The organism is Acidisoma sp. L85 (genome assembly GCF_009765865.1).
Classification (GTDB): domain Bacteria; phylum Pseudomonadota; class Alphaproteobacteria; order Acetobacterales; family Acetobacteraceae; genus Acidisoma.
The window spans coordinates 158,905-170,032 of record NZ_LMUQ01000061.1 but is presented as its reverse complement, the minus strand read 5'-3'; the positions used below and the strand labels follow the sequence as shown (position 1 = coordinate 170,032).

The 11,128-nt window shown below is 66.4% G+C and carries 11 protein-coding genes; 4 read left to right on the top strand and 7 right to left on the bottom strand.

The window, feature by feature from the left end; genetic code table 11:
• Positions 1–8 precede the first annotated feature (8 nt).
• The 3 genes from GSQ83_RS19210 to aroB all read right to left on the bottom strand — a co-directional run bounded on the left by GSQ83_RS19210 (position 9) and on the right by aroB (position 4,524).
• Positions 9–1,262, bottom strand: a complete 1,254-nt coding sequence (locus tag GSQ83_RS19210; protein WP_158804493.1) for a sarcosine oxidase subunit beta family protein — start codon at positions 1,260–1,262, stop codon at positions 9–11.
• A gap of 775 nt (positions 1,263–2,037) precedes the next feature.
• Positions 2,038–2,775 (bottom strand): serine protease, encoded by a 738-nt coding sequence (locus GSQ83_RS19205; protein ID WP_158804492.1) that lies wholly within the window; start codon positions 2,773–2,775, stop codon positions 2,038–2,040.
• A 63-nt stretch (positions 2,776–2,838) separates the two neighbouring features.
• The gene (aroB, locus tag GSQ83_RS19200; protein ID WP_371418046.1) at positions 2,839–4,524 is read right to left on the bottom strand and encodes a 3-dehydroquinate synthase; all 1,686 of its coding nucleotides are present in this window, start codon (positions 4,522–4,524) and stop codon (positions 2,839–2,841) included.
• Between the two features lie 45 nt (positions 4,525–4,569).
• Here aroB and GSQ83_RS19195 point away from each other — a divergent pair, with 45 nt between their 5' ends.
• The 4 genes from GSQ83_RS19195 (at position 4,570) to GSQ83_RS19180 (ending at position 7,326) form a co-directional block, all read left to right on the top strand.
• Positions 4,570–4,713 carry a hypothetical protein gene (locus GSQ83_RS19195; protein ID WP_158804491.1) on the top strand — a complete coding sequence of 48 codons (144 nt, stop codon included), beginning with the start codon at positions 4,570–4,572 and terminating at the stop codon, positions 4,711–4,713.
• A gap of 10 nt (positions 4,714–4,723) precedes the next feature.
• Entirely contained in the window at positions 4,724–5,794 is a 1,071-nt protein-coding gene (locus tag GSQ83_RS19190; protein WP_158804490.1) for an FUSC family protein, read from the top strand.
• Positions 5,791–6,717, top strand: coding sequence for a site-specific tyrosine recombinase XerD (locus tag GSQ83_RS19185; RefSeq protein ID WP_158804489.1), 927 nt, complete (start codon positions 5,791–5,793; stop codon positions 6,715–6,717). The genes GSQ83_RS19190 and GSQ83_RS19185 overlap by 4 nt, the downstream gene beginning before the upstream one ends.
• A 75-nt stretch (positions 6,718–6,792) precedes the next feature.
• Positions 6,793–7,326: a DUF3833 family protein gene (locus GSQ83_RS19180; protein WP_158804488.1), complete on the top strand. Its 534-nt coding sequence runs from the start codon at positions 6,793–6,795 to the stop codon at positions 7,324–7,326.
• Here GSQ83_RS19180 and GSQ83_RS19175 read toward each other — a convergent pair.
• The 4 genes from GSQ83_RS19175 to rpmA form a co-directional block, all read right to left on the bottom strand.
• Complete coding sequence (locus GSQ83_RS19175) at positions 7,313–8,503, bottom strand: acyltransferase (RefSeq protein ID WP_158804487.1); 1,191 nt, start codon at positions 8,501–8,503, stop codon at positions 7,313–7,315. The genes GSQ83_RS19180 and GSQ83_RS19175 overlap by 14 nt on opposite strands.
• An 80-nt stretch (positions 8,504–8,583) precedes the next feature.
• A complete protein-coding gene (proB, locus tag GSQ83_RS19170) occupies positions 8,584–9,705 on the bottom strand; it encodes a glutamate 5-kinase (RefSeq protein ID WP_158804486.1) in 1,122 nt (373 codons plus the stop codon).
• Positions 9,705–10,733: a GTPase ObgE gene (gene obgE, locus GSQ83_RS19165; RefSeq protein ID WP_158804485.1), complete on the bottom strand. Its 1,029-nt coding sequence runs from the start codon at positions 10,731–10,733 to the stop codon at positions 9,705–9,707. The genes proB and obgE overlap by 1 nt, the downstream gene beginning before the upstream one ends.
• Before the next feature lie 115 nt (positions 10,734–10,848).
• A complete protein-coding gene (gene rpmA / locus GSQ83_RS19160) occupies positions 10,849–11,115 on the bottom strand; it encodes a 50S ribosomal protein L27 (protein WP_158804484.1) in 267 nt (88 codons plus the stop codon).
• Positions 11,116–11,128 lie beyond the last annotated feature (13 nt).

Genomic DNA, 11,128 nt, shown 5'->3' with positions numbered 1-11,128 from the left:
CCCGGCTCCTAATGCGCCACCGCCGCCGCGGCGGCTTCGTCGATGAAGCGGCCGGTGCGGAAGCGTTCGAGGCTGAAGGGCGCGTTGATCGGATGCGGCTCGTCCCGCGCGATGGTATGCGCGAAGACATGAGCGGAACCCGGCGTCGCCTTGAAACCGCCCGTGCCCCAGCCGCAATTGACGTAGAGCCCCGGCACCGGCGTCTTGCCGATGATCGGCGAGCGATCAGGCGTCGTATCCACGATGCCCCCCCAGCTCCGCAGCATGCGAAGTCTGCGATAAGCGGGGAATAGCTCGCAGATCGCATCCAGCGTGTGACTGGCGATATGCATCGCGCCGCGCTGCGTATAGCTCGTATAGGCGTCCGTTCCGGCGCCGATCACCATCTCGCCCTTGTCGGACTGGCTGATATAGGCGTGGACCGTATTGGACATGACGACACAGGGGAAATCCGGCTTCACCGGCTCCGACACCAAGGCCTGCAAAGGGTAGCTTTCCAGCGGCATGCGCAGCCCGGCCATCGCCATCACCACGCTGGTATTGCCCGCCGCCGAAACACCCACCTTCGGCGTCGCGATGAACCCGCGCTCGGTCTCGACACCCTCGACCGCTCCGGCCGCGTTGCGGCGAATTCCGGTCACGCCGCAGTTCTGGATGATATCGACGCCCATCGCATCGGCGGCACGGGCATAGCCCCAGACCACCGCATCATGACGCGCCGTGCCGCCCCGCCGCTGCAAAGCGCCGCCGACGACGGGGTAGCGGATATTGTCGCTGATGTTCAGCGGTGGGCAGAAAGCCTTGCACTGCGCCGCATCAAGCCACTCGTTATCGACCCCGGCCGCGCGGTTCGCATGAACATGCCGCCTGAACACCTGCACGTCGTGCACCGTATGCGCCAGCATCAGCACGCCACGCGGCGAATACATCGTGTTGTAGTTGAGGGTTTCCGACAGCGTCTCCCATAGCTTCAGCGCGTGGTTGTAGAGCGCCGCGCTCTCGGGGAAGAGGTAGTTCGAGCGGATGATGGTGGTATTGCGTCCCGTATTGCCGCCGCCGAGCCATCCCTTTTCCAGGACCGCGATATTCCGCAGCCCGTGCTCCTTGGCGAGGTAGTAGGCGGCGCCGATCCCATGCCCGCCGCCACCGACGATCACCGCGTCATAGGCGGCTTTCGGCGCGGGCTCCCGCCAGAAGGGCTTCCACCCCTGATGGCCGCCAAAGGCGTGACGGAGCAGCGAGAGGCCGGAAAAGCGTTCCATGGGTCCGATCCTGCGCTGAAGCTGGCGGATCAGGAAGCCTTCATCTACCCAGCCCAGTCCAGTATGGAAGGGCCGGGCGATTTGAACAGATGCGACTAACCCGTCGCGGTCATTGGTGGATCGGCGGACCGGAATGGCAGAGAGCTAGGGCCAACGGCCCTCTGGCTAGCCAGGTGGCAAAACGGGATTCCCGCCATGCATATAAGCTTGGAGACGATCCAGCTGGTCCCAAAAATATCGCACGTCCTGCAATGCACCTCTGATGACATTGCCGGTCACGAACGTGGCTCCGGTCCACACCAGAGTTTGGGTCGCCGGTTGTCCAGGGCGTATCTGGCGAGCGTAAAGTAGAAATCGTTCGGACCCGCAGGCGTTTGCTGATTCACGTAGGAACTGTAGGGATTGTTGAAGCTGACGCCAGACATGTTCGTTTTCCTAATTCTGTTGCTGTCGCAGACTGAGCGCCACCTGTCGCAGGTGATGCGATGGCAGGCGACGGAAAGCCGATTGAGGTAGCGGCTGTCCTCTACGCAGCACTCCTTTGTACAATCCTTTAGATTCGCGGATAAGCCGACTGTGCGCCGGCCGTCGTTCTACAGCGCCTCGGTCATTTGCGAGAGAGGCGAAAATCCCCGCTCGCGGGGACACAAGCCGGTCCCAAGCCTGATTGACGCAGGCTGCCAATCAAGGGTCGGATTGCCCCGTAAACGGCGAGACAAAATTCCGGAAAAGCGGGCCTAGTGTTGTGATGAAGGAAAGCGTCGCTTGTCGGAGATCAACGCCCCGTACCCATCGCTTCTGCGTCAAGGGGTTCCGCGATTCCAGTGCGTCCACCCGGGCCTATGATCGCTACCTCCAGCCCGACCACTGCCCAATGACCATCCGGCTGCCGCGCGAAAAGCGGTGCCCCGCTGGTGCCCTGTAGGCCGAGGCAATCATGCAGCAGCAGCCGGTGGCCGCCGGCATCCACGCCGAAACCAATCAGACGACAATCAGGATCGGCCTCGGCGACTTCCGCCCGATCACGGTTGTAGCCGCCGAGCAGAAGCGGCACTCCAGGTCTCGGTGACACGTGCGAAAGGCCTGCCATATCCCCGGCCGGGCCGACCGCATGATCGAGCGTGAGAAACACGCGATCGACGCCGAGGCTTCGATCCTCCGCCGCCGGATCGTAGCCCGGCTCGACCACGAAACTCACGACGCGCGCATGATCCGCATAGGCACCGGCGGCATAGCGCCAGAGGAAATGCACGGAACTCGGCTGCACGAAGCGTCCGGTGCTGCGGCGGTAGAGGCAATGCGCCGCCGTCACCACCAGGCGTGGCGCGAGCAGAAAGCCAGTGCAGCGCGCGCCAAGCTCCGTCTGCACACGCCCGACTGCTCGCCAAGGCGGCTGCGACAAATCCACCACGACGCGCCGATGCACGGGTGCACTGCCGGCGCTCGCAACGTGAGGGGCGAGGGCCAGGAGAAACGCCAGTACAGGACTCAGCCACGCGCGCGAAATGATCATTCGCCGCCGATACACGCTGATCGTTACGAATCACCAAAGAGAGCGGCTACAGCCACGCGTCCGCTATTCCGCGCAGCCATCCTCGCGCAACACCGCCGCGACCGCCTCGGGCGGCACGTCCTTCGATGTGAACGCCTGCCCGATGCCGCGGACGAGCACGAAATGCAGCGCGCCGTCCCGCATCTTCTTGTCCTTCCGCATATGCGCGATCAGCCGCGTGGCGGAGAACTCCCGCCCGAGATCGCGGATCGAGGCTGGCAGCCCGACCGCCTGAAGATGTCGCCGCAGCCTCGCCCCGTCCTCCGGCGCGCAAATCCCCAGGCGCGCGGATAACGCGAAGGCCAGCCCCAGCCCCACGGCCACCGCTTCGCCATGCAACAGCCCGCCGCCATAGCCGCTCTCGGCCTCAAGCGCATGGCCGAAGGTATGTCCGAGGTTGAGCAATGCGCGCCCGTCATTGGGTCGCTCCTCGCGCTCGTCATCCCCCACCACGCGCGCCTTGAAGGCGCAGGCCCGCCAGATCGCCTCCGCCTGAGCCGCGCGGTCGCCCAAAACGACCGCTGCGCCGTGCACCTCGCACCAATCGTAAAGCTCGGCATCGGCGATCAGCCCGGCCTTGACGATCTCCGCATAGCCCGCGCGCAGCTCGCGTGGCGGCAGCGTAGCCAAAACATCGGTATCGGCGATGACCAGGCGCGGCTGGTGGAAGGCGCCGACCAGGTTCTTGCCCTGCGGCGTGTTGATGCCCGTCTTGCCACCGACACTGGAATCGACCTGAGACAGAAGCGTCGTCGGCACCTGGACGAAAGGCAGCCCGCGCAACGTCGAGGCGGCGGCGAACCCCGCCAGATCCCCCACCACGCCGCCGCCGAGCGCGATGATCGCCGTGCGCCGCTCCACGCCCGCATCCAGCAGCGCTTCGGTCAGCCGGGTCCAGCCCTCGATCGACTTGCTTGCCTCGCCCGGCTCGACCTCGACCGTCGAGAACTCAAAGCCGGCGGCTTCCAACCCGGCGGCGAGCGCTGGCAGATGCAGCGCCGCGACGCTGCGATCCGTCACCACGATCGCCCGCTTCTGCGGCAATACCGGCGTCAGCAGCGCTCCGGCGCGCGACAGCAAATCCTCGCCGATGACGACGTCGTAACCGCCGCCCACCAGAGCGACTTCCAAGCGGCGCGGGAGCTGCAGGGAATGCAGCGTCGCCTGCAGCCGGTCGGCGGCTTCGTCCAAAGGCTCGTCGCGGGAATCCATGATCAGGTCGGCCTCGGCATAGATGGGATGGCGCTGGTCAATCAGGCGTTGCAGCACGGCGGCGGGGTCGTCGGTCATCAGCAGCGGGCGATGCGTCCGCCCGGACACCCGTCGCAGCAGCAGCGGCAGTGGGGTCCGCAGCCAGACGGACAGCCCCCGGTCGCGGATCGCGGCGCGAGTCGTCGGATCCATGAAGGCGCCCCCGCCGGTCGCGAGAACCACGGGCGGTCCCTCCAGCAGGCGGCGGATCACCCGGCGTTCGACATCGCGGAAGGCCGGTTCCCCGAATCGCTCGAAGATCTCGGCGATGCTGCAACCGGCCGCTGCCTCGATCTCGTGGTCGGCATCGACGAAAGGCAGGCCAAGGCGCGTCGCGAGTCGCCTGCCAACGGAGGTCTTCCCAGCGCCCATCAGGCCCACCAGCACGATGCTGGGGCCCGCGTGGGGGGAGGGAGCCGGAGCCTCATCGGGATCCAGTGAGCTGTTGCGTGTGGTCACACCTGAGGGTAGCACAGCCTCGGTTTCGGAGGGCAGACCACCCGGATGCGCCAATATGTTCTGATTCTCATCGTCTTCCTGCTGATCGTGGTCATCGGCGGATTCCTGGCGCTTGGGCTATTTCCCCTCCCGCTTCACCAGCACCCCGTGCACCAGACTTTGCCGACGAGCGCTGTCGGCGCCCAGTGACGATGATGCCGTGAGATCGGTGCACGGCTTTTCATTCTCTGCAGTGACGGCCTGGCTGGATCGGGTCGACCCCGGCACGCATCGCCGCATCAAGGGGCTTCGCCTCGTCAGCGCCTATGCCGTCGCCTGGATGCTCGGCGCCCTGCCGGGACTCGCCCCGGGCTTGCATGGCCGCGCCGCCATTCCAGTCTTGGCCGCCGGCATAGCCCTCTGGGCGAGCGTCTCGGAAGCGCGGATCAAGCGGGCGGACTCGTCGCGGGATCTTCTGGTTCTCGTCGCGGCCGGCATGGTCGGTGCCGTCCTCATGATACTCCTGGGGTCGTTGCTGACCGGGCCGGACCTGCCGGGTCCCGAGGCAGCGTTGCTGATCGGTGCCTTCGCCGTCGGCTATATGCGCCGCTACGGCGTGCTGGGCGCGGGCATCGGCTCGCAGATCTTCATGGGCCAGCTCTACGCCTTCACCGCCGGCGTGAAACTCGATGACTTGCCGATGGTTGCCGTCGCCGGACTCGTCGCCATGGTCGCGGCGGTGGTGCCCCGGGTGCTCAGCGGACCCGCCGAACATCCCGCTCTGGCACGTGAAGAGCCGATCCCCGCCGGTCTCACGCCCCAAAGCGTCGCCGTTCGGATGGGTCTGCAGGGGGCCGCCTCGGCACTGGTGATCGTGCTTCTGAGCGATGCGGTCAGGTTGCAGGAATCCGCCTGGGCCATCACCGCCTGCACCTATGTCATCGCGGGCTCACGGGCCTCGACGCTGCTGCGCGTGCGGCGGCGCATCCTGGGAACAGCGGTGGGCGTGCCGCTTGGTCTCGCCCTTTTGCCGGTCGCGACGGACCTGCCCGTGCTGGTCTTCGCCGCGGCCGCCGTGGCCATGGTGATTTATGCCATGGCGCTGCCCGAGCGCTACGACATCGCCTGCGGCGCCTATGCCTTCGCGCTGATCATCACACTTTACGCGACCGGCCAGGCCTCCTCCATCGGCCTGCTGTTGTCGCGCGGCTGGGAGACGCTGATCGGCGGCGCCCTTGGCCTTCTGGCGGCGCTCGCCTTCATGCCGCGACGGGAAGCCGTGCCCCCATGAGCGGTAGCGGCACCCGCCACCTGGAAGCCTTCCTCGAGATGATGGCCGCCGAGCGCGGCGCCGCGCGCAACACGCTCGCCGCCTATCGCGCCGATCTCGAGGATCTGGCGGCGCATCTGGCGGCACGCGGCCTGGGATTGGGCGGCGCGGATCAGGCGGCTTTACGCGACTACCTCGCCGCCATCACGGCCGCCGGCCTGTCGGCACGTACCCAGGCGCGGCGCCTCGCGTCGATACGCCAGTTCCACAAATTTCTTCTGCGGGAGGGCCTGCGCAAGGACGACCCTGCGCGGCTCCTCGATTCGCCGAGGCTTCATCCGTCATTGCCGAAGAACCTCACCGAGGCGGAGGTCGATCGGCTGCTGGAGGAAGCCGCCGCCGCGCCGGGCCTGCCCGGGCTTGCGATGCGCGCGGGCCTGGAAATCCTCTATGCGACCGGCCTGCGCATCTCGGAGATGCTCGCTTTGCCCGCCGCCGCCCTAACGGCGAATGCCGAAATGCTCCTCGTGCGCGGCAAAGGAAACAAAGAGCGCATCGTGCCGCTCTCGGACGCGGCGCGAGAAGCCGCATTGACACTGCGCCAGGCGCGTAACAAGCCGGGCCGCTGGCTATTTCCCGGACGCGACGGAGTTCGGCCGTTGACGCGCCAGGCTTTCTTTCTGCAACTCAAGCAACTCGTCCTGAAAGCAGGCATTGATCCGGCGCGTGTCTCGCCGCACGTGCTGCGGCATTCCTTTGCGTCCCATCTTCTCGCGCGGGGCGCGGATCTGCGCAGCCTGCAGATGCTGCTCGGTCATGCCGATATCGCGACGACCCAAATTTACACGCATCTCCTGGCAGAACGGCTGCAGAAGCTCGTCGAGGAGCACCATCCTCTGGCACGGCCCAGCCCTTCGAGCGCAACCGCCAAATACCGGGCTTAGTCATCACGTCATCGGCTAGGCCCGCATCCGCCGAGACCACTCCGTCGTTAATTGGCCGAATCACGGAGACGCCTCATGCGCTTTGCCACCCGCCTCGCCGCGACCGGCTCGGCCCTTCTCCTGCTCGCCGGCTGTGCGCGGCAGCCGGTTACCGCCTTCGCTGATCGAACCCCGCAGTTCCATGTCGAGCAATTCTACAACGGCCATTCGAGAGGCTACGGTTTCTTCTTCTCGCGTGGCGGCGACGTCGTGAAGCAATTCACCGCCGATGAAAACGGTGTCTGGGACGGGCAGACACTACGGCTGCACGAGCACTATCTCTTTTCGGATGGCAAAACGCAGGATCGCGACTGGACTTACACGCGCGATGCCGACGGCACATGGATCGGACGCACGCCGGACGTCGTGGGCGTCACGCGAGGGCGCGAATCAGGCAATGCCTATCGCATGCATTACACCTTCGACCTCGCCAGCAGTGGCTCGAACCACACGCTCGACTTCGACGACTGGCAATGGATGGTGGCGCCGAAGATCATGATGAACCGCGCATGGGGAACGAAGTTCGGCATCGAGTTCGGCGAGATCGAAGCGACCTTCATCCACGACTGAGACGGGTGTCGCCGCGTGGCCTGAGCAGCCAGTCGCCCAGTCGCCGGACCACGCGGCGTCCCGGTACCTCCACCCAGCGATGCGCGGCCATCGCGACGCCGAACAGGCTGACGACGAAGCAGAAGGCGATCACGCTTTCCGCCACCCAATGCGGCATCTGCAATGGCAGCACGATGCGCGCCCAGTTCAGCGGCCCGATCCAGACATTGTGCAGCACGTAGATCGCATAGGAGAGCACGCCCGACTGGAAGATCGGCCCCCAGGCAAAGAACCTTCCCAGCGCGCCACGATCGCAGGCGAGGCACAGAACGAGCGGCGGAAACAGCAGGAACAGCACGAGATCGGTCACGTGCAGCAGAATTCCGCCCAGCAGCAGCACGACCACCAGCCAGCCCAAACCACCGCCTGCGAATTGCGCCACCGGCGCCCAGCGATAGATCCGATACGTCACCAGTCCGAGGATGAAGCCGCCCAGGCAGCGCACCAGAGGCACCAGCGTCCGCCCGTCGAAAGCGTCGAGCCGCCCGTTATGGCCCATCCCGTCATGCAGCGTGAGGAAGCCGGCCAGTAGGACGAGCCCAACGCCGATCAGCGCCGCGCCTAGCGCCAAGGGCCAGCGGCGAAACAAAATCGGTGCCAGCATCAGGGGAAAGAGAAAATAGGCCCCCCACTCGGTGCTGATCGACCAGGTTGGATTGGTGATCGCCCGAGAAATTCCCCAGGATTGGATCATCAGCGAATTGGCGATGAGGTCCTTGACCGGATGCTCCGGATTCATCGCGAACCAGTAGTGCGGCACCTGAATGCTGCCATAGGCGGCGAAAGAATAAGCCACACGCGCCGCGAGGAAGACGATGTAGAGCGGATAGAGCCGCGCGACACGCCGCATCAGAAAGATCAGCGTGCCACGCACGGTCGGGCCGTCATGAAACATACGCCCGTAATTGAGCGCCATCACGAAGCCGCTCAGCACGAAGAAGATATCGACCGCGAGATAGCCCCGCGCCACCAGTTGATGCAGCCCCCACGGGAACTGCTCCGAGGGATAGACGTGGTAGGCAATGACCAGACAGGCGGCGACCCCACGAATACCGGTCAGCGCATCGATTTCCTCCTTGCCAGCAGGGGCGATGCGGTCCTGGCGAATGCGCTCCGTGGCCGGGGCAATGCTCGTCATCTGATCCATGCCTTGGTGATGCCGAGGCTTCGTGGCGATTTTGCGGAGGAGTGGTTTCGGACCGAGGGCAGCGTCTCGCGCTAAACGAGCACCAGATCGTCGCGATGGATCAATTCGTCGCGACCGCGCCAGCCGAGGATCGCTTCAATCTCCTCGGAGCGGTGGCCGATGATGCGCCGGGCGTCCTCACTGTTATAGGCAGAGAGGCCGCGCGCGACCTCCGCCCCATCGGGCCCCTGCACGCGCAGGGCATCGCCCCGCGCGAAGGCGCCGGTCACCGCGCGCACCCCGGCCGGCAGCAGCGACCGCCCGCCGACCAAGGCGCGGGCTGCGCCGGCATCGACGGTGACGGCGCCCAAGGGTTGCAAACTGCCGGCGATCCAGCGCTTCCGCGCGGAGCGGCCATCGGCACTCGGCAAGAACCAGGTGCAGCGCGCGCCCTCCGCCAAGGCCCGCAACGGATGCGGCATATGGCCGAGCGCAATTGCCATGGCGCAGCCCGCCCCGGTCGCGATCCGCGCGGCGGCGAGCTTGGTCCGCATCCCGCCGGACGAATAGCCCGGTGGCGGCTCGCCCCCCATCACATCGATCTCGGCGGTCACGCCCTGGACGACGGGAATATGCGTCGCAGCGGGATCACGGCGTGGATCGGCGGTGTAGAGGCCGTCGATGTCGGAGAACAGCACCAACTGATCCGCCTGCACCATCTCGGCGACACGCGCGGCCAGCCGGTCATTGTCGCCGAAGCGGATCTCCGCCGTCGCCACCGTGTCGTTCTCGTTGATCACCGGCACGCAGCCGAGGCCGAGCAATGTCGTCAAAGTCGCACGGGCATTGAGGTAGCGCCGCCGGTCCTCGCTATCCTCGATCGTCAGCAGCAGTTGCGCGGCGGTAAGGTCTTGCGCCGACAGACACTCGCTCCACGCCTGGGCGAGACGGATCTGGCCGACAGCGGCGGCTGCCTGCTTCTCCTCCAGCCGCAGCCGCGCCTGGGTGAGCCCAAGGCTGCGCCGGGCGAGGGCGATGGCGCCTGAGGACACGATGATGACCTCGGTCCCTCCACGCCGTAGCTCGGCGATATCGGCGGCGACCTCGGCAAGCCAGGCCGAGCGCGGCGAGGCGCCGTCTTGATCCACCACCAGCGCGCTGCCGAGTTTGACAACCAGGCGTCGGGCGTCGGCGATGCGGGGCAGGGGAGACATCAGGCGGTCGCGGCGGTTCTCGCCGGTTCCGCGGTCCGGCCGTCGTTGATGATCGTCATGAGCGCCCGCAGCGCCTCTGGCACGCCCTGGCCGCTGATTCCCGAGACGACCAGCACCGGCCGCCCCGAAGCCTTCGCCAGCGCCGCGCGTCGTGCCGAGAGGGCGCGCGGCTCGATCGCATCGGCCTTGTTCATCACCAGCACTTCCGGCTTGTCGGCGAGACCGCCGCCATAGGCGCGCAATTCTTCACGGACGGTGCGCCATGCGGCCACTACGTCCCCCGCCGCGCCATCGACCAAGTGGATCAGCACCGCGCAGCGCTCGACATGACCGAGGAAGCGATCGCCGAGGCCCACGCCCTCATGCGCGCCCTCGATGAGGCCGGGGATATCGGCGAGCACGAACTCTTCGTAAGGCGTCGGCCGCACCACGCCGAGTTGCGGGATGAGTGTCGTAAAGGGATAGTCGGCGATCTTCGGCCGCGCGGCGGAGACCACCGAGAGGAACGTCGATTTCCCGGCATTGGGCAGCCCGACCAGCCCCGCATCGGCGATCAGCTTGAGGCGCAGCCAGACCCAGCGCTCCTCGCCCGGCCAGCCGGGATCGGCGCGGCGGGGCGCGCGATTGGTGCTGGTCTTGAAATGGGCATTGCCATGGCCGCCGTCGCCGCCGCGGCAGACCAGCACGCGCTTGCCCAGCGTGTCGATGTCGGCGAGCAGCGTCTCGCGGTCCTCAGCCAGGATCTCGGTGCCGACGGGAACCTTGATGATCCGGTTTTCGGCATTGGCGCCGGTGCGGTCACTGCCCGCTCCGTTGCCGCCCTTGGATGCCTTGAAGTGCTGGGCATAGCGGAAGTCGATAAGGGTGTTCAGGCCGGGCGCACCCTCGAAGATGACATCGCCGCCGCGCCCGCCATTGCCGCCATCCGGGCCGCCGAACTCGATGTATTTCTCCCGCCGGAAAGCGGCCGCGCCGTTCCCGCCGTCACCGGAGCGGAGGTAGATCTTGGCTTGGTCGAGAAACTTCATGGCGGAAGGCCCTGGGGGCTTGGTGGCGAAGGCGTCGCGGGTGGAAGAGGCGGCCGAAAACGCGGAAAGGGGCCAGCGGTGCCGGCCCCTTTCCAATCAATCGAAGAGGCGGCGGCTATTCGGCGGCGACGGCCAGCGGCACGACCGAGACATGGACCCGCTCGGCCTTCTTCTCGAAGCGGACATGGCCGTCCACCAGAGCGAAGATCGTGTGGTCCTTGCCCAGACCGACATTGGCCGCCGGCTTCATCTTGGTGCCGCGCTGCCGAATGATGATGTTGCCGGCAACGACGCTCTCGCCGCCGAACTTCTTGACGCCGAGGCGGCGTCCCGCGGTATCGCGCCCGTTACGGGACGAGCCGCCGGCCTTTTTGTGAGCCATTGCTGTGTCTCCT

Bases quoted from the DNA above. Each gene is read 5' to 3' on its own strand.
- GSQ83_RS19210 (WP_158804493.1), bottom strand. From the start codon at position 1,262: ATGGAACGCTTTTCCGGCCTCTCGCTGCTCCGTCACGCCTTTGGCGGC.
- GSQ83_RS19205 (WP_158804492.1), bottom strand. From the start codon at position 2,775: ATGATCATTTCGCGCGCGTGGCTGAGTCCTGTACTGGCGTTTCTCCTG.
- GSQ83_RS19195 (WP_158804491.1), top strand. From the start codon at position 4,570: ATGCGCCAATATGTTCTGATTCTCATCGTCTTCCTGCTGATCGTGGTC.
- GSQ83_RS19185 (WP_158804489.1), top strand. From the start codon at position 5,791: ATGAGCGGTAGCGGCACCCGCCACCTGGAAGCCTTCCTCGAGATGATG.
- GSQ83_RS19180 (WP_158804488.1), top strand. From the start codon at position 6,793: ATGCGCTTTGCCACCCGCCTCGCCGCGACCGGCTCGGCCCTTCTCCTG.
- GSQ83_RS19175 (WP_158804487.1), bottom strand. From the start codon at position 8,503: ATGACGAGCATTGCCCCGGCCACGGAGCGCATTCGCCAGGACCGCATC.
- proB (WP_158804486.1), bottom strand. From the start codon at position 9,705: ATGTCTCCCCTGCCCCGCATCGCCGACGCCCGACGCCTGGTTGTCAAA.
- obgE (WP_158804485.1), bottom strand. From the start codon at position 10,733: ATGAAGTTTCTCGACCAAGCCAAGATCTACCTCCGCTCCGGTGACGGC.
- rpmA (WP_158804484.1), bottom strand. From the start codon at position 11,115: ATGGCTCACAAAAAGGCCGGCGGCTCGTCCCGTAACGGGCGCGATACC.